Raw genomic sequence first — 20,532 nt, 5'->3', positions numbered from 1 at the left:
AGCATATTATGCTAACAGGTAAACAAAAAAGATTTTTAAGAAGTAAAGCAAATAACGTAGATCCAACGTTTCAAATAGGAAAATCAGGTATTAATGATAATATGGTTAGTCAAATTAACGATATTTTAGAAAATAGAGAATTAATTAAAGTACATGTTTTACAAAATAACTATGAAGATAAAAATGATTTAGCACAAAGCTTAAGTGATGCGACAAGAAGTGATGTCGTACAAGTAATCGGGTCTATGATTGTATTGTACAAAGAATCTCAAGACAACAAACAAATTCAATTGCCATAATGACTGAGTCAATTGTATTATATGGTGGGCAGTTTAACCCGATTCATACAGCTCACATGGTTGTTGCAAGTGAGGTAAATAACGTAATAAAACCTGAGAAGTTCTATTTTATACCGAGCTATATGTCTCCGTTAAAAGAGCACAATGATTTTTTAGACGTACAGTTTAGAATAGATATGATTCAGTGTGCTATTAAGGAACTTGGATTTGGAACAATTTGTCTTGATGAAATTGAACGTGAAGGGCAAAGCTACACTTATGATACGGTGGAGCATATTTTAAAACAGTATCCTCGATCTAAGCTATACTTTGTTATAGGTACTGACCAATACAATCAACTTGAAAAGTGGTATAAAATTGATGAATTAAAATCATTAATTACTTTTGTAATTGTTAATAGAGATAAATCAGCTCAAGAAGTGGAGCCTGGTATGTTAGCAATAAATATACCCCGTATTGATATTAGTTCAACATTAATCAGAGATAGAATTAAAAATGATGGAAATATTCAAGTTTTAGTTCCTCCTAGTGTAGAACAATATATCCGAGAGGAAGGATTATATGAAAATTGATCAAGCAGTTACTTTAGTCAAAGATAAATTACCAAAAAAAAGGTTTGACCATTCATTGAGAGTTGCTGAAACAGCTGTAAAATTAGCAGAAATCTATGATGGTGACAAAGACAAAGCTGAACTTGCAGGTATACTACATGATTACTGTAAATATGACGATTTAGGATCAATGTATCAAATCGTTACGCAGAACGAATTAGATACTAATTTACTGAGTTATGGCTCTGAAATATTACATGGCCCAGTAGCAGCTATAATTATGAATCAACAGTATAACGTCACTGAGGAAGAAGTCTTACTAGCGATTAAAAATCATACAACAGGACGCGCTCAAATGACAAAAACTGAGAAACTGATATTCATAGCTGATTATATAGAGCCAGGTCGTCAGACCCCAGGCGTTGAAGAAATTAGAGATTTAGCATACAATCAAGGTAGCTTAGATAAAACCATTTATGAAATTTCTAAGCGAACAGTTCTATACTTAATTAATAAAGATATTAATGTTTATGATGCCACGATTGCATGCTTGAATTATTACAATTACAGTGACGAAAGAGTAAAGGATGATTAAATGAATTCAGATCAATTATTAAACATTGCTGTCGAAGCAACAGAGAATAAAAAAGCAGAAGATATTATTTCTTTAAAAATGAAAGGCATTAGTGACATGACTGATTATTTTGTAGTTTGTCATGGTAATAACGAAAAACAAGTTCAAGCTATAGCTCGTTCGGTAAAAGATGCAGCAAGCGAAGCTGATATCGAAGTAAAACGCATGGAAGGTTTTAATGATGCCAGATGGATTCTTATTGATTTATCTAATGTAGTTGTTCACGTATTCCATAAAGATGAACGTGATTACTATAATATTGAGAAATTATATCGTGATGCGCCTCTTGAGAGTTATAGACAGGTTGTTTATTAATTATGGTGCAATATGAAGAAATGAGCTTGTTCTATGATCAATTAACGTTAGATCAACCCTATGAATCATGGTTAGAAATTGTAGACCATTTTGCTGAAAATAGGACGTCTATATTAGATATTGGTTGTGGTACAGGGAGTTTAACATCATTGCTAACAGACTTTGACCAAATCACGGGTATGGATTTGAGTGTTGATATGCTTTCGATAGCAACTCAGAAATCTAACAAAGTGAATTGGATAGAAGGTGATATGACTGAATTTGAATTGAATCAGAAGTTTGATGTAATTACGATTTTTTGTGATTCTTTAAATTATTTATCTGAAAAAGATAACGTCTTCACCACATTTAGTCATGTTTTTAACCATTTAGAAACAGAAGGTGTGTTTATGTTCGATGTTCATACACCTTTTAAAATGAATACATTATTTAACAACCAAAGTTATATCGACGAATCTGAAAAAGTTTTTCTTGGTTGGGAAGCTGTGCAGGGTGAGGAACCATTGAGTGTCTGGCATGACATGTCATTCTTTATTAAACAAGATGACAATCATTATGTAAGGTTCGATGAGTCACATTATCAGCGAACTTACACAGAATCAGATTATATTGAAATGCTTAATAACGTAGGCTTTAACCAAATCACTACGTTTGTCGATTTTGATATTAAGAATAATAGCAATGAAGGACACCGACTGTTTTTCATTGTCAAAAAATAAAAGTAAAATCACTCCTCTATACGTGTATAGTATAAAGGAGTGATTTTTTATTGCTAGATCAGTGGAACTATCTAAGAGAAATCATTTGTAAGTACAAAGCAGTAGCTATAGCAATTGTAATGCTCGCTGTTATTTTCATAGCTTGGTTGCTGCAAAGTACTTTTACAAACGACAACAATCATAATATAGTAAATTCGAATGACGACATAACCACAGCTTCACAAACACAACAAGATACAAGTGCAAACCATACGAAAAATAATACTGAACAACCAAAAAAGATTAAAACAGAAGATATTTTTGTGGACATCAAAGGCGCAGTGCAACATCCTGATATTTATAAGATGAAATCCTCTGATAGAATTAAACAGCTTTTAGATAAAGCAATCGTTACTGATGATGCTGATTTGTCAAAAATAAATTTAGCTGAAAAGTTAGTAGATCAAAAGCTGGTTTATATACCAAAAAAAGATGAAACGATAAATTCAAATCAACAAAGGAATGAAAATATTAACAATGGTTCTCATAAAAGCACGAGTTCAAGTTCAACAAGAGTTAGTGACAATAGCACTAATCAGGAAAAAATAAATATTAACAATGCTACAGAAACTGAGTTATTAACAGTTCCCGGGATTGGTCCTTCAAAAGCTAAATCTATTATAGAATATAGAGAACAAAATGGAGCTTTTGAATCTATCGAGCAATTAACAGAAGTTAAAGGGATTGGAGCAAAGACGTTTGAAAAATTAGGCTCATATTTTACGATATAGATTTTTATTGCAATATAACTCAATACAAATTAACCTATAGTTATTCATAAAATAAATAATTACTATTAATGGAGGTATTACATCATGGATCGCATTAAATGGGAAGAATACTTTATGGCTCAAAGCCATTTATTAGCGTTACGTTCCACTTGTCAACGTTTATCTGTTGGTGCAACAATTGTTAAAGATAATAGAATCATTGCTGGTGGCTACAATGGCTCTGTTTCAGGAGAAGTTCATTGTATAGATGAGGATTGTTTGTTAGAAGATGGGCATTGTATACGTACAATTCATGCTGAAATGAATGCATTACTCCAATGTGCCAAACAAGGGGTATCAACAGATGGAGCAACGATATATGTCACACATTTTCCTTGCTTAAATTGTACGAAATCAATCATCCAAGCTGGCATTCAAACAATTTATTACGCTGAAGACTATCACAACCATTCATATGCGTTAAAGTTACTAGACCAATCAGGTATCGATTATAAAAAAATACCATTTAATCAAGAACATGTAGCACAATACCTTACCCATAAATAACACTGATTTACTATGCTATTGCATATTTAGTCGGTCTTCTATGGCTACATGTTAAACTATTATCGATATTTTTATGTGGTATCTTATTTTATTTAGTGATACGCAAAAGATTTAAATGGTTTCAAATTTTAGTTGTTTTAATTATACCAATCATTAGTTATACGATGTTTCAGAGTGATTTAGTAAGTGAGAATAAAGCACGTGGAGCTTACTTAAACCAAAATATTGAAGTAGATGTACAATTTGTGACTAAACCTATTCTGAAACATCAAAAACTACAAGGTAAAGCTAAAATTGATAATAAAAATTATAACTATTATTTTTATGTTAATAACAACATGCACAGTAATAAATACATAGATCTCTATCAAAAGACATGTAATGTGAAAGCAAAATTAAAACCCTTGAACCAGTCTCCATATAGCCCCATTTCGCTTTTTATTAATTCAATCAATTTTGAAAGTTGCAGATTAAAGAATTCGAATTATAATGCTATTTTAGATAGACATAAACAATATATTTTCGAACGTTTAAGACATACCAAAATCAGTCATCCAGAGAAAGTTATTGCATTAATTAGTGGAGATACCTCAAAAATTAATAATAATGAATTAGACAAATTTAAAGAAATTGGTATATATCATTTATTAGCAGTAAGTGGCACACATATTGCTGCGATTATAGGTATTTTAATATACGTATTAAATATTTTTAAGTGTCCGTTTGCCTATATCAAAATGGTATTGTTTATATTTCTTCCGATATATGCTTTTTATACAGATTTAGCTCCTAGTGCTGTGAGATCAATTTTAGCAGCCTTAATAATCATTTTAATTCCTAAAACTATTATAAAGAATTCAATGAATGTACTCGCACTTTTATTTATAATATTAACGATTATTTATCCTGCTTATGTCTATAATATAGGCTTCCAATTTTCATTTTTAATTACATTCTGCATATTATTTTCACTACCCCTAATAACTCAAGCCTCACCAGTCAAATCGCTTCTAATTATTACTGTAATTGCTCAGTTAGGGTCATTTATGATTAGTGCTATTAATTTTAACCAGATTCAATGGATTGGTTTCTTAGCAAATCTAATTTTTGTTCCTTTTTATACCATAATACTATTTCCACTAGTAATTTTATTTTTTATTCTAAATCATTTTCCATTTGAAATAATTCCACTAACTTATTTACTTAATTTTATTTTAAACTTGCATGATTATATATTAAAATTATTCCTTTATTTAAGTTCGTATAAATGGTATATACCAGAATTAAATGATTTATATATTACTTTAGGATTTGCGTTTTTATTAGCATGTGTAATATTATTTGCACATCAATTTTATAGTTTGTTTATATGTTCCTTTGTTTTATTGTATATAGTTGTTACGGTATTGCCATTATCTAATGATTATAAATTAACAATGCTTGATGTTGGTCAAGGAGATTCAATTTTATTTGAGACAAATAAACAAGAGAGTTTATTGATTGATACAGGGGGCAAGTTATTACAAGAAGGAGAATCAAACCAACATAATATATCAAAATTTCATATACTGCCGACTTTGAAAAAACATGGTATTAAAAAAATAGACTATTTGATTGTTACTCATCCGCATATAGATCATATGGGAGAACTTAATTTTTTGATTGAGAAATATCCTATAAGAAATATAATAATTAATAAAAGCAGCTACTATTTGAAAGAACTAAAGTCACTAGCTATTTTATGCAAGAGCTTTAATATCAAATTATTAGACTTTAAATCAATTCAAAGTTTTGCACTTAATAAAGCGAAAATAAAATTATTAGACGCCACAATTACAAGGTCAAATGATTTAAATGAACAATCAATTATAACTTTAATTGAATATGATAAATTTAAGATTTTACTTATGGGTGATGCTTCAAAAAATAACGAGCAGTTGTTGTTAAATAAATATCAAATTGAAAATATTGATATTTTAAAAGTAGGGCACCATGGTAGTAAAACAAGTTCTAGCTCATCTTTTATAAATGTACTTCAGCCGAAAATAAGTTTGATTTCTGTTGGTCAAAATAATAGATATAAATTACCTAATGAAGAAATAATTGAACGCTTAAAAAGCATTAATTCTCAGATTTTGCAAACAAGTGAAAATGGAGAAATTTCTATTACATTAAATTCGAATTCTGGACTTAGTGCTAATCTAAATCAATGATTTTATGTAGAGAGATAAAGCACTGCATGATATAATGATTAAATGTGTAATAGTGATGAAAGGGTGCTACATATGAGCAATAATATAATTACAATATACGGAGAAGTGCCTGAATTAATTGAAAAGAAATCTACAGAAGTAATAGAAAAATATTTAGATACTCCAAAAGATGATTTCAATTTTGTTAAATATAACCTATATGAAAGCGATTTAGCTCCAATTATAGAAGAAGCTTTAACGATGCCATTTTTCTCAGATAAAAAAGCAGTATTAGTACAAAATGCATATGTATTTACTGGTGAAAAAGCACCTAAAGATGTAAATCATAATATAGATCAACTTATGGAATTTATAGAAAAATACGACGGCGAGACTATGATTGTATTTGAAGTTTATCATTCTAAACTTGATGAGCGGAAGAAGTTAGTGAAAACTTTGAAGAAGAATGCTCAATTGAAAAAAATTGAACAAATGTCTGAAGATGAAATTAAAAATTGGATTAAAAAAGAATTACACGGAAATTATAAAGATATAAAACAAGATGCTCTAGATCTATTTGTAGAATTAACAGGTATTAATTTCAATATAGTAAAACAAGAAATTGAAAAATTGATTCTTTTTCTAGGAGACAGACCAACGATAAACAAACAAGATGTGCAACAAATTGTAAATAGGAGTCTTGAACAGAATGTGTTTTTACTGACAGAATACATTCAAAAAAATAATAAGGCAAAAGCAATACGATTAGTAAAAGATTTGATTGCAATGAAAGAAGAGCCTATTAAATTATTAGCACTTATTACGAGTAATTATCGTTTGTTTTATCAAAGCAAAATTTTGAGTCAAAAGGGTTATAGTGGACAACAAATTGCTAAAACAATAAATGTACATCCATATAGAGTGAAATTAGCATTAAATCAGGCAAGACATTATCAATTGGAAAGTTTATTGAATATCATTGATAATTGTGCGGAAACAGACTATAAATTAAAATCTTCTTATATGGATAAACATTTAATACTGGAATTATTTATTCTATCACTTTAATTATAAATGATTGCGCTAATATTTTTGAAAGTTAATATAGGCTTAAAATCATATAATTATATAAAAAAGCCTGAAACCACGGTGGCTCAGACTTTTCTGGTATACATATAAATCATTTTGCTTAAGCAAATAAAAAAAGTTCAAGCCTTGGCTTGAACTTTTTTATTATTTAGCAGCTGTCATAAGTGAAGATTTGATACGACCAGCTTTGTTTGTGTGGATCAAGTTGCGTTGAGCAGCTTTATCTACTTTTTTCAAAGCGAAGTTTACTAAGTCAGCTTTGTTGTCAGCATTTGATTCAATTGCTGTGTGTGCTCTTTTAACTGCTGTACGCATTTCATTTTTTTGTGAAATGTTACGCTCTTCAGCAGTACGGTTTGTATTAACACGTTTAATTGCAGATTTGATGTTTGGCATGTGTGTCACCTCCTAATAATGATTTCGCTATCAAAATGAATTTGATTACAACAAGAAATATTTTATCAAAACGAGCGCCATTCTGCAATCATTTATTTATCGCAGACGCATAGAATCGATGAAAATGGTACAATACTATTTGGAAAAGAAGAACATTCACTCTATAATGCAAAGTGGAACTTAATATCAAGTATAGCAATTATTTACGGAAAATAGTTGAAAATCGTAGTAAGTTTGCAATTACCTAGTAAAAACGTTATTATATCAAAGAATGTCATACATATTTACGGGCTAGAATTATGAAAGTGAGAAGGATAATACATGGATAAACAAGATCGTTTTAATAAACGCGAAAATATTAGGAACTTTTCTATTATCGCACATATAGACCATGGTAAATCTACGTTAGCTGATAGAATTTTAGAAAACACGAAATCAGTTGAATCGAGAGATATGCATGCACAATTGCTAGATTCCATGGATTTAGAACAAGAACGTGGTATTACGATAAAATTAAATGCTGTGCGCTTAAAATATGAAGCTAAAGATGGTGAAATTTACACATTCCACCTTATTGATACACCTGGACACGTAGATTTTACATACGAAGTGTCTAGATCATTAGCAGCATGTGAAGGTGCAATCTTAGTAGTTGATGCTGCTCAAGGTATCGAAGCGCAAACGTTAGCTAACGTTTACTTGGCTCTAGATAACGAATTAGAGTTACTACCTGTAATCAATAAGATAGACTTACCAGCAGCAGAACCAGAACGTGTAAAACAAGAATTAGAAGATGTCATCGGCATCGATAAAGAAGAGGTAGTGCTAGCAAGTGCAAAATCTAATATCGGTATAGAAGATATTCTAGAAAAAATTGTGGAAGTTGTTCCACCGCCACAAGGTGATTCTGAAGCACCGTTGAAAGCACTTATTTTTGATTCTGAATATGACCCTTACAGAGGCGTTATATCATCTATAAGAGTTATGGAAGGTACAGTTAAACCTGGAGACCGCATCAGAATGATGGCTACAGGCAAAGATTTTGAAGTTACTGAGGTTGGTATTAATACACCAAAGCAATTATCTGTCGATGAGCTTACAGTTGGTGATGTAGGATACATTATAGCTAGTATTAAAAATGTTGATGATTCACGTGTGGGTGATACGATTACTCATGTAAATCGTCCAGCAGAGCAAGCCTTACAAGGTTATAAAAAAATGAACCCGATGGTTTTTTGTGGTTTATTCCCTATAGATAATAAAGATTACAATGATTTGCGTGACGCATTAGAAAAATTACAATTAAATGATGCCTCGTTGGAATTTGAACCTGAATCATCACAAGCGTTAGGATTTGGTTATCGTACTGGTTTCTTAGGTATGCTTCACATGGAAATTATCCAAGAACGTATAGAACGTGAATTCGGTATTGCTCTTATCGCAACAGCACCATCAGTAATCTACCAATGTATTATGAAAACAGGTGAAGAAGTTACTGTTGATAATCCAGCTAATATGCCTGAAAGAGATAAAATTGATACAATCTATGAACCATTTGTTAGAGCTACTATGATGGTACCTAATGATTATGTTGGTGCTGTAATGGAATTATGTCAGCGTAAACGTGGACAATTTGTAAATATGGAGTACATGGATGATATTCGTGTAAATATTATTTACGAAATTCCATTATCAGAAGTCGTCTTTGATTTCTTCGATCAACTTAAATCTAATACAAAAGGTTATGCTTCTTTCGATTATGAATTTATTGATAACAAAGAAAGTGACTTAGTAAAGATGGACATATTGTTAAATGGCGAAAAAGTAGATGCTTTAAGCTTTATAGTGCATAAAGAGTTTGCATATGACCGTGGAAAAATGTTGGTTGAAAAATTAAAAACACTTATTCCAAGACAACAATTTGAGGTTCCTGTTCAAGCAGCAGTTGGCCAAAAAATTGTTGCGCGTACAAATATTAAATCGATGGGCAAAAACGTATTATCTAAATGTTACGGCGGAGATATCAGTCGTAAGAAAAAATTACTAGAAAAACAAAAAGCCGGTAAAGCTAAAATGAAATCTGTAGGGAACGTTGAGATTCCTCAAGATGCATTCCTAGCAGTTCTTAAGATGGATGAAGATTAATATAAATTAAACATTGGGGCCTTAAATCCATTCGATTTATGCCCCAGTTTTTTGTTGTGTTCTCACAACTTCAAAAAATGAAAGTAGGTGAACGCAATATGGAAGTGAAAAGTGCTTATATCCATATTCCTTTTTGCGTGAGGATTTGTACGTATTGTGATTTCAACAAGTACTTTATACAAAATCAACCAGTTGATACGTATTTAGATTGTCTAATCACTGAAATGCAGCAAAGCGAAGTAAGAAAATTAGAAACAGTTTTTGTTGGCGGCGGTACGCCTACAGCACTTGATTATCAACAACTCGAAAAATTATTGGCAGCTATTACAGATACTTTTGAAATAAAAGGTGAATTTAGCTTTGAAGCAAACCCTGATGAATTAACAATTGAAAAAGTTCAATTACTTAAAGATTATGGTGTCAATAGGCTCTCTATGGGCGTTCAAACATTTAAACCAGAATTATTAGAAATACTTGGTAGAACACACAAAACAGAAGATATTTACCAATCTGTTGCTAATGCTCGTCAAGTAGGTATTCCGTCTATTAGTTTAGATTTAATGTACCATTTGCCAAACCAGACTCTAGAGGATTTTCAAGATAGTCTAGAAAAGGCTTTGTCGATGGACATTGATCATATTTCTAGTTATGGTTTGATATTAGAACCCAAAACAAAATTTTATAATATGTATAGAAAAGGCCAATTGAAAGTTCCTAATGAAGATATTGGTGAAGAAATGTATGAATATCTTTTAGAAAGAATGGAACAAACTGAGATGCATCAATATGAAATATCCAATTTTGGTAAAGTTGGACATGAATCTGAACACAATAAAGTATATTGGAAAAATGAAGGTTATTATGGCTTTGGTGCTGGCGCAAGTGGTTATGTAAACGGAGAGCGTTACAATAATGTGAATCCAGTGAATCATTATATTAAAAAAATACAAAACAATGAAAGACCTGTATTAGATTCAACATTTCCTACTGAAACAGAGCAAATGGAAGAAGAAATGTTTTTAGGATTAAGAATGAATATAGGTGTTGATAAAGAAAAATTTTCACAGAAATTCGGAAAAACTTTAGAAGAAGTTTATGGTCAAACAATAGAAGACTTAATTCAACGTGAACTTTTAATTGATCAAGACGGACATATCACGATGACGGAACGTGGAAAAGTTATTGGAAATATTGTCTTTGAATCGTTTTTATTAAATGTATAAAAAATTTTAAAATTGAATGCTTTAACATTGACTTACTTTGACCAATTTGATAAATTAGGATTAGCACTTGGAACAAAAGAGTGCTAATGAGGTGAAAACATGATTAGCGATAGACAATTGAGCATACTTAATGCAATTGTTGAAGATTATGTTGATTTAGGTCATCCAATTGGTTCAAAAACACTGATTGAGCGACACAAATTGAATGTTAGTCCTGCAACTATTCGAAACGAGATGAAGCATCTCGAAGATCTTGAATTGATTGAGAAGACACATACTTCATCAGGGCGGTCACCATCACAGTCAGGCATCAGATATTATGTGAATCAATTATTGCAACAAACATCTCATCAACAGCAAACAAAAATTCAACGTTTGAGTGATTTATTAGTTGATAATCATTACGACATTTCCTCAGCACTGAGCGAATTTGCAAATGAAATTTCAATTGCGTCTCAATATACAACGTTGGTAATGCGTCCAAATCACAAAAAAGATATAATTAATAACATTCATTTGATTCGAGCGAATGCCTATTTGGTTATAATGGTAGTTGTGTTCACATCAGGTCATGTGGAACATCTGCATTTAGCATCCGAAGTTCCATTATCAAATGATGAACTTACAAAAATTTCGAATTTTGTCACTGCTAAATATGATGAATGGAATCATCATCGTTTTGAAAATGAGTTAGATGCTTTTGTTAATTCTGAATTAGAAAAGCATTTTATCAAAGATATGCTAAGCACAATCGAGATTCATTTTGATAATCAAAGTAATGGCATTTTTATGGGCGGAAAGGTTAAACTAATTGATGCGTTGAATGAAACGAACGTGTCATCGATTCAACCTATTTTGCAATATATAGAATCGAATAAAATCACACAATTGCTTGATGACATGTCTAATTCGACAATAAACGTTAAAATTGGACACGAAATAGAATCAAGTTTGAGTGGTATTTCTATTGTCACGAGTCAATATCATATTGATGATAGACTAAAAGGTCAAATTGCGGTTATCGGACCAACGGCAATGAATTATCAGAACGTAATACGATTACTAAATACGATTTGGTAATTAAGTATTGTATTGGAGGGCGGAAAATGACAGAAAAAAATGAATCAGTATTTGATCAAGAAGCAAATGAAGATGTAACTGATAACGAGCAAAATATATCTTCTGAAAATACTGATGAAACTACAGAAGCATCACAAGATAATCTGCAGGAGGACGATTCACAAGAAACTACAGAAGATTTAGATCCTAAAGATGAAGAAATTCAACAATTAAAACAAGATGTTCAAGAAAATGAAGAAAAGTATTTAAGATTATATGCAGAGTTTGAAAATTATAAGCGTAGAATTCAAAAAGAAAATCAAACAATGAAAGCATATAAAGCGCAAGATGTGCTTAATGATATCTTACCAACAATTGATAACATCGAGCGTGCGCTACAAATTGAAGGCGAAAATGAACAATTCCAATCACTTAAAAAAGGTGTAGAAATGATTCGTGAAAGCTTGATTAGTGCATTAAAAGAAAATGGTTTAGAAGTAATTGAAACAGAAGGTCATCAATTTGACCCAAACGTTCATCAAGCTGTAGTTCAAGATGATAATCCTGATTTTGAATCAGGCGAAATCACTCAAGAACTACAAAAAGGTTATAAACTGAAAGAACGTGTATTAAGACCTTCAATGGTTAAAGTAAATCAATAGGTTTTAATATTGATGAAAACACCAATTTATATAAACAAACAGGAGGAAATTATTTATGAGTAAAGTAATAGGTATTGACTTAGGTACAACAAATTCATGTGTTTCAATTTTAGAAGGCGATGAGCCAAAAGTAATCCAAAACCCTGAAGGTGCAAGAACTACACCATCAGTAGTTGCATTTAAAAACGATGAAACTCAAGTAGGTGAAGTTGCTAAGCGTCAAGCAATTACCAACCCTAATACAATCCAATCAATTAAACGTCATATGGGTACTAATTACAAAGTTGATGTTGAAGGTAAATCATACACACCTCAAGAAATCTCAGCAATGGTATTGCAAAATCTTAAAGGTACTGCTGAAGATTATCTTGGTGAAAAAGTAGAAAAAGCAGTTATTACTGTGCCTGCATATTTCAACGACAGTGAACGCCAAGCAACTAAAGATGCTGGTAAAATTGCTGGTTTAGAAGTAGAACGTATTATTAACGAACCAACTGCAGCAGCTTTAGCATATGGTTTAGACAAAACAGAACAAGATGAAAAAGTATTAGTTTTTGACTTAGGTGGCGGTACATTTGACGTTTCAATCCTTGAATTAGGTGACGGCGTATTCGAAGTACTTTCTACTGCAGGTGACAATAAATTAGGCGGAGATGACTTTGACGAAGTAATCATTAACTATTTAGTTTCTGAATTCAAAAAAGAAAACGGCGTAGATTTATCAAAAGATAAAATGGCTTTACAACGTCTTAAAGATGCTGCTGAAAAAGCTAAGAAAGATTTATCAGGCGTATCTCAAACTCAAATTTCACTACCATTTATTTCAGCAGGTGAAAATGGTCCGTTACACTTAGAAATTAATTTAACTCGTGCTAAATTTGAAGAATTAGCTGACGATTTAATCAGAAGAACAATGGTACCAACTCGCCAAGCAATGAGCGACGCAGGTTTATCAAGTTCAGAAATTGATGAAGTTATCTTAGTAGGTGGTTCAACAAGAATCCCAGCAGTTCAAGAAGCTGTTAAAAAAGAAGTAGGTAAAGAGCCTAATAAAGGCGTGAACCCTGACGAAGTTGTTGCTATGGGTGCGGCAATTCAAGGTGGCGTAATCACTGGTGATGTTAAAGACGTAGTATTATTAGACGTTACACCATTATCATTAGGTATCGAAATCATGGGTGGGCGTATGAATACGCTTATCGAAAGAAATACAACAATCCCAACATCTAAATCACAAGTATACTCAACAGCAGCAGATAACCAACCAGCAGTTGATATTCATGTGTTACAAGGTGAACGTCCTATGGCATCAGATAATAAAACACTCGGTAGATTCCAATTAACTGATATCCCAGCAGCTCCACGTGGCGTGCCACAAATCGAAGTTACTTTCGACATCGATAAAAATGGTATTGTAAACGTTACGGCTAAAGACTTAGGTACAAATAAAGAACAAAATATTACAATCCAATCAAGTTCTTCATTATCAGATGATGAGATCGACCGTATGGTTAAAGATGCTGAAGAAAATGCTGATGCTGACCAAAAACGTCGCGAAGAAAGTGATACAAGAAACGAAGCAGATAGCTTAGTATTCCAAGTTGAAAAAACGATCACTGACTTAGGTGAAAATATCAGCGAAGAAGATAAACAAAATGCTGAAGATAAAAAAGAAGCATTAAAATCAGCACTTGAAGGCGAAGATATTGAAGATATCAAAGCTAAAAAAGAAGAATTAGAAAAAGTAGTTCAAGACTTATCAACAAAAGTATACGAACAAGCTGCTCAAGCTCAACAACAAGCACAAGGTGAAGAAGGAAATGCTTCTCAAGATAGTGATGTTGAAGATGCTGATTTCAAAGAAGTAAAAGATGACGACAACCAAGACAACCAAAAATAAGTATAGTCATTGACTAATTAATTGTTATTAATAGAAAAATATGACACAATTGCTTAGCCAAATTAAGTCAAAGTCAATTGAACATTGGCTTTGACTTTTTCCTTTTTTTTAAAAGATTTAATAATACAGTAAAAGGAGAGATATTAGTGGCCAAAAAAGATTATTATGAAGTCTTAGGTGTCAGCAAAGGCGCTTCTAAAGATGAAATTAAAAAGGCTTATCGTAAATTATCAAAGAAGTATCATCCAGATATTAATAAAGAAGAAGGTGCCGATGAGAAGTTTAAAGAAATCTCTGAAGCCTATGAAATATTAAGTGATGAAAATAAACGCGCAAATTATGATCAATTTGGACATGATGGTCCTCAAGGTGGCTTTGGTGGTCAAGGATTCGGCGGCCAAGACTTTAGTGGCTTTGGTGGCGGCGGTTTCGAAGACATATTCAGTTCATTCTTCGGTGGCGGACGTCAACAGCGTGATCCTAACGCCCCAAGAAAAGGCGATGACTTGCAATATACGATGACAGTTACGTTTGATGAAGCTGTATTTGGTAGTGAAAAAGAAATTTCAATCCGTAAAGATGTGTCTTGTCACACTTGTGATGGTGCAGGCGCTAAACCAGGAACTAAAAAGAAAACATGTCAATATTGTAGTGGTGCTGGACATGTTTCTGTAGAGCAAAATACAATCCTTGGCAGAGTTAGAACTGAAAAAGTTTGTCCAGTATGTAGTGGTTCTGGCCAAGAGTTTGAAGAACCATGTCCAACATGTAAGGGTAAAGGTACTGAGAACAAAAACGTTAAAATCAGTGTCACAATACCTGAGGGTGTAGATAATGAACAACAAATTCGATTAGCTGGAGAAGGTGCACCTGGAGAAAATGGTGGACCTCAAGGTGATTTGTATATTGTATTTAGAGTTAAACCTTCAGAAAAATTTGAAAGAGATGGCGATGATATTTATTATTCACTTGATATCAGTATCGCTCAAGCATCACTAGGTGACGAAGTTAAAGTGCCGACACTTAATAGTAGTGTGATGTTAACAATTCCAGCAGGTACGCAAACTGGAAAACAATTCCGTCTAAAAGAAAAAGGAATCAAAAATGTTCACGGCTACGGCTATGGTGATTTGTTCATTAATATAAATGTCGTAACGCCAAGTAAAATGAGTGATCGACAAAAAGAATTATTAAGAGAATTTGCCGAAATTGATGGTGAAGAAATTTCTGAACAAACATCAAATTTTAGAGATAAAGCTAAAAGATTCTTTAAAGGAGATTAGAATATGAACTGGACCGAAGTATCAATCATTGCTAATCATGAGGTAACACCTATAATTACTAATATATTAGAAAATTTTGGTTCGAACGGTGTCGTTATAGAGGACTCTCATGACTTAAATCATGACTTTGAAGATAAATATGGCGAGTTATATGCTCTTAATGCCAACGATTACCCTAAACAAGGGGTGAGGCTAAAAGCGTATTTTAACGAATTGAAATATACTGAAATATTTAGAAAAGATCTTTTAAATACAATTTCGGAAGTTGAATCTCTAGATAACTCTATTTTTAACTACGAGGAACAAATGCTTCAAGAACAAGATTGGGAAAATGAGTGGAAAAATTATTTTCATCCATTTCGTGCGTCAAAACAATTTACAATAGTTCCCAGTTGGGAAACATATCAAAAAGAAGATGTAAGTGAATTGTGCATAGAATTGGATCCAGGCATGGCATTCGGTACAGGTGACCATCCTACAACGAGCATGTGTTTAAAAGCGATTGAAACTTATGTGAAACCAAGTGATTCAGTCATAGATGTTGGTACAGGTTCAGGGATATTGAGTATTGCTGCACATCTTTTAGGTGTTAAACGAATCAAAGCATTAGATGTTGATGAAATGGCAGTAAAAGTTGCTAAAGAAAACTTTTCGAAAAATAATTGTGACAATGCAATTGAAGCAGTTCCTGGTAATTTACTAACGCAGGAAACTGAAAAATTTGATGTTGTTGTCGCCAATATTTTAGCTCATATTATTGATGAAATGATCGAAGATGCTTATAATGTTTTAAACAAGGATGGTTATTTTATAACTTCTGGTATTATAGAAGAAAAATATGAAGCTATTGTTAATCATATGAAGTGTAGTGGTTTTGAAATTGTTTCTATTAATCACGATAACAGCTGGGTTTGTATCGTTGGACAGAAAGTGAGCGAATAACAATGCAAAGATACTTTATTGACCAAAACGCTGATGAAAATCAGCGTTTTTTCATTACAGATAAAGGTGACATACATCATATCGCCAATGTGATGCGTCATCAGGTTGGCGATAAAATAATCATTACATTTGTGGATCATAACGTATATAAGTGTGAAATTATCGATATAACTTCTGAAGGTATTGCACTTTCATTAGTTGAAAAAATTGAAATTGATACTGAATTACCACAACATATTACAATTTGTAGTGGTTTAATTAAAGCTGATAAATATGAGTGGATGCTCCAAAAATCAACAGAATTAGGCGCAAATCATTTTATAGCTGCTGGTATGAAACGTTCAGTGGTTAAATTTAATGATAGTAAGATTGATAAGAAATTAGAGCGCTGGCAAAAGATAATTAAAGAAGCAGCTGAACAAAGTTACCGTTTAGCTATACCATCCATAACTTATGAAGCAAGTTTAAAAGTAGTTTATGATCGTATTGATGAATACGATTATGTACTCATTGCTTATGAAGACGCTGCAAAAACAGGTGAAACGCGCAATTTTAAGTCTGTGGTTCGTGAAATGAAACCTGGTGCACGGGTGTTGGTTATTTTTGGCCCGGAAGGTGGCTTATCAGAGGAAGAAGTAGCATTGTTCGATGGTAGGGCATATCAAATTGGTCTAGGTCCCAGAATATTAAGAGCAGAAACTGCACCACTTTACGTATTAAGTGCTGTAAGTTTTCAAAAAGATTTATTAGATTAAAATTGAAAAATATAGTGTATTAAGTTATACAATGCTTACATTTTAGTGCAAATTTTTGCTTTAAATTAAAAAAATGTAAATTTTACTAATTGACCGCTCTAATCAGATATATTATACTGATTAATACATGGTCTTAACCATGAAATGATAATAAAGTTTCGTTGATATTTGGAGGGAGGGAAATACACATGTCTAAAACAACAGTTAAAAATAACGAATCACTTGAAGATGCGTTACGTCGTTTCAAACGTACAGTTTCTAAAAGCGGTACAATTCAAGAAGTTCGTAAGCGTGAATATTACGAAAAACCTAGCGTTAAACGTAAAAAGAAATCAGAAGCTGCGCGTAAACGTAAATAGTATTTACTAACGGTAGCTTGCACGTAAACGAATATTCTTATAATTAATTGTGTCGTTGACTCCCTCAACACCAACATTAATTATAAATGGTAATAGTCTTAGTTGTTCGACAGCTAAGACTATTATTTTTTTATATAAATTCAGGTTCATGATTTGAAAAGTTTAATATAATTAACTTTTATGCTATAAACGCTATAATCACACATTCATTTCATGTATAATCAAGTTGAGAGCGAGGTGATAGAGTGATTCCTTTGAGTAGTATACATACAATATTTTCAGTCAACTTTGTTGAAAAAGGAAATTGGGTTGATAATGTCGCAAGCGTTATCGTCAGTCCGTTTGGGGCTTTAATTTTAACTTGTATTATCTTCCTAGGATTTTTATATCAATTATACTCTAGTAAGATAAATATTGTGGGTATCGTTGCCACATTAGCCTTATTGATACTCTTTTTAGGGTTTTTTGTAAAAGGCGATGTTAACTTGTATTCAATCATCTTATTTGGAATCGGTGTCATATTAGTAATAATAGAACTTTTTGTTGTTGGTGCGATTATCGGTATTATAGGCATGGGACTAATAATTTTTAGTATTATTACTTTAGGTGACAATTTAATTTATATGATTGCTAGTGTGGTTGTAGCATTGATATTATCAATCATAGAGTGGGTGATACTAGTGAAAATTTTCAAACGTAAGATACCGTTTTTAGATAAAGTGGTTTTGAAGGATTCTACAAATGCAGAGTCAGGCTACACTTCACATGAAGATCGCTCTCATTTAGTTGGGCTTACTGCTAATACATTAACAGATTTAAGACCAGCAGGAATCATTACACTCAATAATGAACGTATCGATGCAGTTTCTGATGGATCATTTATTTTACGAAATAAAGCAGTAACCATTTTAGAAGTTGAAGGTACTAGAGTTGTTGTTAGAGAAAACGAATCATAAAGGAGAGAAAGTATGATCGGATTAGTTGTTATCGTCGTCATAGTAGTAATAGCTTTATTATTACTATTTTCATTTGTTCCAGTCGGATTATGGATTTCAGCAATAGCTGCAGGCGTTAAAGTAGGTATTGGAACATTAGTTGGTATGAGACTTCGTAGAGTTTCACCAAGAAAAGTTATCTCGCCGTTAATTAAGGCGCATAAAGCTGGTTTGAATTTAACAACAAACCAACTTGAATCACATTACTTAGCAGGAGGAAATGTTGACCGTGTTGTTGATGCTAACATTGCAGCACAAAGAGCGGACATCAACTTACCATTTGAACGTGGTGCAGCCATTGATTTAGCTGGCCGTGATGTATTAGAAGCAGTTCAAATGTCAGTTAACCCTAAAGTAATAGAAACACCATTTATCGCAGGTGTAGCGATGAACGGTATCGAAGTAAAAGCTAAAGCACGTATTACTGTTCGTGCTAACATTGCTCGTTTAGTGGGTGGTGCTGGTGAAGAAACAATTATTGCACGTGTTGGTGAAGGTATCGTTTCGACAATTGGTTCTAGTGAGCACCACACGCAAGTTTTAGAAAACCCAGACAATATTTCTAAAACAGTACTTAGCAAAGGTTTAGATTCTGGTACAGCGTTTGAAATCTTATCAATTGATATTGCTGACGTAGATATCAGCAAAAACATTGGTGCAGACTTACAAACTGAACAAGCACTTGCTGACAAAAACATTGCACAAGCTAAAGCAGAAGAACGTAGAGCAATGGCAGTAGCTCAAGAACAAGAAATGAAAGCTAAAGTTCAAGAAATGCGTTCTAAAGTTGTTGAAGCAGAAGCAGAAGTTCCACTTGCTATGGCAGAAGCTTTACGTTCTGGTAACCTAGGTGTTAAGGATTATTATAACCTTAAGAATGTTGAAGCAGATACAGGTATGAGAAACTCAATCAATGAACGTACTAATCAAAAAGATGATGAATCACCGGATAAATAATTAGGGGTGATTAAATGAATATAGGTATTATTATCTTTGTAATATCTGTGATTGTTACAATAATCGGCGCTATTAGCGATAATAGCCATAAAGAAAGAAAAAACCAAAAACCACCAATAAACAATCAACCTAATCGAAATGGTCAACCACATAAAAAAGGCGGTTTCCTTGATGAAATTGGTAAAGCATTCAAAGAAATCGAACAACAAATGAATGAAGGTCCAACGAGGAAAGATATTGAACAACAACCGCAAAAGAGTGCAGAACCTGCTAGGCCAGTTGAAACTAGATCTGAAAAAATGGAATCGCCAAATCCTCAACAATCGACTCGAACAATGCGTACAGACAACGAGACTGAAGCAGAAAAGTTAAAACGTTCGCAAGAGCAAAAAGAGGATAAGCTGCAAAAAGAACTCGAAGCAGATTTGATGGGTGAATTACAAGATGTGCGTACAGAAATAGATCGTGAAAACGAGAAAAAACTGAAGAGAACTGAAAGAAGAGCACGTGCTATTATCTCAGATAAATATTTATCTGAGAGAACAAAACGTTTTCGTTTAAAACAGTTAATGGATGCACAAGCAATTCAGAGTCCAGTTACCAATGAAAAATACAGGTTTGCCAAAGATGAAGTTGTAAATGGTATTATTTGGTCAGAAGTATTAGAAAGACCAAAAAGACTATAACACAGTATAGTTTATAAATTAAACGCCTTACGGAGTCGATATATCGTCTCTCTGT

General features: G+C 32.5%; 22 protein-coding genes. 21 read left to right on the top strand and 1 reads right to left on the bottom strand.

Translation table 11 applies throughout. From position 1 onward, the window contains the following. Positions 1–8 precede the first annotated feature (8 nt). From yhbY to holA, 9 genes are all read left to right on the top strand, one after another. Positions 9–299 carry a ribosome assembly RNA-binding protein YhbY gene (gene yhbY, locus M4L39_RS04005; RefSeq protein ID WP_002507455.1) on the top strand — a complete coding sequence of 97 codons (291 nt, stop codon included), beginning with the start codon at positions 9–11 and terminating at the stop codon, positions 297–299. Then, positions 299–871, top strand: a complete 573-nt coding sequence (gene nadD, locus M4L39_RS04000) for a nicotinate (nicotinamide) nucleotide adenylyltransferase (protein WP_277580862.1) — start codon at positions 299–301, stop codon at positions 869–871. The genes yhbY and nadD overlap by 1 nt, the downstream gene beginning before the upstream one ends. Next, positions 861–1,445, top strand: a complete 585-nt coding sequence (gene yqeK / locus M4L39_RS03995; RefSeq protein ID WP_277580861.1) for a bis(5'-nucleosyl)-tetraphosphatase (symmetrical) YqeK — start codon at positions 861–863, stop codon at positions 1,443–1,445. The genes nadD and yqeK overlap by 11 nt, the downstream gene beginning before the upstream one ends. Further along, on the top strand, positions 1,446–1,799 hold the full coding sequence (gene rsfS / locus M4L39_RS03990; protein WP_277580860.1) for a ribosome silencing factor: 354 nt from the start codon (positions 1,446–1,448) through the stop codon (positions 1,797–1,799). A 2-nt stretch (positions 1,800–1,801) separates the two neighbouring features. Beyond that, on the top strand, positions 1,802–2,518 hold the full coding sequence (locus M4L39_RS03985; RefSeq protein WP_277580859.1) for a class I SAM-dependent DNA methyltransferase: 717 nt from the start codon (positions 1,802–1,804) through the stop codon (positions 2,516–2,518). A gap of 50 nt (positions 2,519–2,568) precedes the next feature. Further along, positions 2,569–3,288 carry a helix-hairpin-helix domain-containing protein gene (locus M4L39_RS03980; RefSeq protein ID WP_277580858.1) on the top strand — a complete coding sequence of 240 codons (720 nt, stop codon included), beginning with the start codon at positions 2,569–2,571 and terminating at the stop codon, positions 3,286–3,288. Between the two features lie 84 nt (positions 3,289–3,372). Then, positions 3,373–3,834 (top strand): ComE operon protein 2, encoded by a 462-nt coding sequence (locus M4L39_RS03975; RefSeq protein WP_277580857.1) that lies wholly within the window; start codon positions 3,373–3,375, stop codon positions 3,832–3,834. A gap of 164 nt (positions 3,835–3,998) precedes the next feature. Next, entirely contained in the window at positions 3,999–6,047 is a 2,049-nt protein-coding gene (locus tag M4L39_RS03970; protein WP_277580856.1) for a DNA internalization-related competence protein ComEC/Rec2, read from the top strand. A 72-nt stretch (positions 6,048–6,119) separates the two neighbouring features. Beyond that, positions 6,120–7,094 (top strand): DNA polymerase III subunit delta, encoded by a 975-nt coding sequence (holA, locus tag M4L39_RS03965; RefSeq protein WP_277580855.1) that lies wholly within the window; start codon positions 6,120–6,122, stop codon positions 7,092–7,094. Positions 7,095–7,259: 165 nt separating this feature from the next. On the opposite strand, the gene rpsT is transcribed toward holA, so the two are convergent. Then, positions 7,260–7,511 carry a 30S ribosomal protein S20 gene (gene rpsT / locus M4L39_RS03960; RefSeq protein ID WP_277580854.1) on the bottom strand — a complete coding sequence of 84 codons (252 nt, stop codon included), beginning with the start codon at positions 7,509–7,511 and terminating at the stop codon, positions 7,260–7,262. A 321-nt stretch (positions 7,512–7,832) separates the two neighbouring features. On the opposite strand from rpsT, the gene lepA reads away from it, so the two are divergent. The 12 genes from lepA (at position 7,833) to M4L39_RS03900 (ending at position 20,477) form a co-directional block, all read left to right on the top strand. Then, entirely contained in the window at positions 7,833–9,656 is a 1,824-nt protein-coding gene (gene lepA, locus M4L39_RS03955; RefSeq protein ID WP_277580853.1) for a translation elongation factor 4, read from the top strand. Positions 9,657–9,754: 98 nt separating this feature from the next. Then, a complete protein-coding gene (gene hemW, locus M4L39_RS03950) occupies positions 9,755–10,879 on the top strand; it encodes a radical SAM family heme chaperone HemW (protein ID WP_277580852.1) in 1,125 nt (374 codons plus the stop codon). A gap of 99 nt (positions 10,880–10,978) precedes the next feature. Next, on the top strand, positions 10,979–11,959 hold the full coding sequence (gene hrcA, locus M4L39_RS03945) for a heat-inducible transcriptional repressor HrcA (protein ID WP_277580851.1): 981 nt from the start codon (positions 10,979–10,981) through the stop codon (positions 11,957–11,959). 26 nt (positions 11,960–11,985) lie between these two features. Further along, entirely contained in the window at positions 11,986–12,600 is a 615-nt protein-coding gene (gene grpE / locus M4L39_RS03940; RefSeq protein ID WP_277580850.1) for a nucleotide exchange factor GrpE, read from the top strand. 55 nt (positions 12,601–12,655) lie between these two features. After that, a complete protein-coding gene (dnaK, locus tag M4L39_RS03935) occupies positions 12,656–14,500 on the top strand; it encodes a molecular chaperone DnaK (protein WP_277580849.1) in 1,845 nt (614 codons plus the stop codon). A 146-nt stretch (positions 14,501–14,646) separates the two neighbouring features. Then, the gene (gene dnaJ, locus M4L39_RS03930) at positions 14,647–15,783 is read left to right on the top strand and encodes a molecular chaperone DnaJ (protein WP_277580848.1); all 1,137 of its coding nucleotides are present in this window, start codon (positions 14,647–14,649) and stop codon (positions 15,781–15,783) included. A 3-nt stretch (positions 15,784–15,786) separates the two neighbouring features. Then, entirely contained in the window at positions 15,787–16,725 is a 939-nt protein-coding gene (gene prmA, locus M4L39_RS03925) for a 50S ribosomal protein L11 methyltransferase (protein WP_277580847.1), read from the top strand. Between the two features lie 2 nt (positions 16,726–16,727). Then, positions 16,728–17,480 (top strand): 16S rRNA (uracil(1498)-N(3))-methyltransferase, encoded by a 753-nt coding sequence (locus tag M4L39_RS03920; RefSeq protein WP_277580846.1) that lies wholly within the window; start codon positions 16,728–16,730, stop codon positions 17,478–17,480. A gap of 188 nt (positions 17,481–17,668) precedes the next feature. Beyond that, positions 17,669–17,839 carry a 30S ribosomal protein S21 gene (gene rpsU / locus M4L39_RS03915; RefSeq protein WP_277580845.1) on the top strand — a complete coding sequence of 57 codons (171 nt, stop codon included), beginning with the start codon at positions 17,669–17,671 and terminating at the stop codon, positions 17,837–17,839. 272 nt (positions 17,840–18,111) lie between these two features. Further along, complete coding sequence (locus tag M4L39_RS03910; protein WP_431197623.1) at positions 18,112–18,795, top strand: NfeD family protein; 684 nt, start codon at positions 18,112–18,114, stop codon at positions 18,793–18,795. Positions 18,796–18,807: 12 nt separating this feature from the next. Then, entirely contained in the window at positions 18,808–19,791 is a 984-nt protein-coding gene (gene floA / locus M4L39_RS03905) for a flotillin-like protein FloA (RefSeq protein WP_277580843.1), read from the top strand. A gap of 14 nt (positions 19,792–19,805) precedes the next feature. After that, on the top strand, positions 19,806–20,477 hold the full coding sequence (locus tag M4L39_RS03900) for a hypothetical protein (RefSeq protein ID WP_277580842.1): 672 nt from the start codon (positions 19,806–19,808) through the stop codon (positions 20,475–20,477). The last annotated feature ends 55 nt before the right edge of the window (positions 20,478–20,532 follow it).

Origin of the sequence: Staphylococcus equorum (genome assembly GCF_029531845.1) — a bacterium.
Lineage (GTDB): Bacteria > Bacillota > Bacilli > Staphylococcales > Staphylococcaceae > Staphylococcus > Staphylococcus equorum_C.
Note: the sequence above shows the minus strand (reverse complement) of the source record. Positions and strands in the feature narration are given on the sequence as shown.

Excerpts from the sequence above, each read along its gene's own strand:
- rpsT (WP_277580854.1), bottom strand. The coding sequence starts at position 7,511 with ATGCCAAACATCAAATCTGCAATTAAACGTGTTAATACAAACCGTACT.
- hrcA (WP_277580851.1), top strand. The coding sequence starts at position 10,979 with ATGATTAGCGATAGACAATTGAGCATACTTAATGCAATTGTTGAAGAT.
- grpE (WP_277580850.1), top strand. The coding sequence starts at position 11,986 with ATGACAGAAAAAAATGAATCAGTATTTGATCAAGAAGCAAATGAAGAT.
- nadD (WP_277580862.1), top strand. The coding sequence starts at position 299 with ATGACTGAGTCAATTGTATTATATGGTGGGCAGTTTAACCCGATTCAT.
- M4L39_RS03975 (WP_277580857.1), top strand. The coding sequence starts at position 3,373 with ATGGATCGCATTAAATGGGAAGAATACTTTATGGCTCAAAGCCATTTA.
- prmA (WP_277580847.1), top strand. The coding sequence starts at position 15,787 with ATGAACTGGACCGAAGTATCAATCATTGCTAATCATGAGGTAACACCT.
- rsfS (WP_277580860.1), top strand. The coding sequence starts at position 1,446 with ATGAATTCAGATCAATTATTAAACATTGCTGTCGAAGCAACAGAGAAT.
- holA (WP_277580855.1), top strand. The coding sequence starts at position 6,120 with ATGAGCAATAATATAATTACAATATACGGAGAAGTGCCTGAATTAATT.
- M4L39_RS03920 (WP_277580846.1), top strand. The coding sequence starts at position 16,728 with ATGCAAAGATACTTTATTGACCAAAACGCTGATGAAAATCAGCGTTTT.
- M4L39_RS03985 (WP_277580859.1), top strand. The coding sequence starts at position 1,802 with ATGGTGCAATATGAAGAAATGAGCTTGTTCTATGATCAATTAACGTTA.
- dnaK (WP_277580849.1), top strand. The coding sequence starts at position 12,656 with ATGAGTAAAGTAATAGGTATTGACTTAGGTACAACAAATTCATGTGTT.
- M4L39_RS03970 (WP_277580856.1), top strand. The coding sequence starts at position 3,999 with ATGTTTCAGAGTGATTTAGTAAGTGAGAATAAAGCACGTGGAGCTTAC.
- lepA (WP_277580853.1), top strand. The coding sequence starts at position 7,833 with ATGGATAAACAAGATCGTTTTAATAAACGCGAAAATATTAGGAACTTT.
- hemW (WP_277580852.1), top strand. The coding sequence starts at position 9,755 with ATGGAAGTGAAAAGTGCTTATATCCATATTCCTTTTTGCGTGAGGATT.
- yqeK (WP_277580861.1), top strand. The coding sequence starts at position 861 with ATGAAAATTGATCAAGCAGTTACTTTAGTCAAAGATAAATTACCAAAA.
- M4L39_RS03900 (WP_277580842.1), top strand. The coding sequence starts at position 19,806 with ATGAATATAGGTATTATTATCTTTGTAATATCTGTGATTGTTACAATA.
- rpsU (WP_277580845.1), top strand. The coding sequence starts at position 17,669 with ATGTCTAAAACAACAGTTAAAAATAACGAATCACTTGAAGATGCGTTA.
- floA (WP_277580843.1), top strand. The coding sequence starts at position 18,808 with ATGATCGGATTAGTTGTTATCGTCGTCATAGTAGTAATAGCTTTATTA.
- yhbY (WP_002507455.1), top strand. The coding sequence starts at position 9 with ATGCTAACAGGTAAACAAAAAAGATTTTTAAGAAGTAAAGCAAATAAC.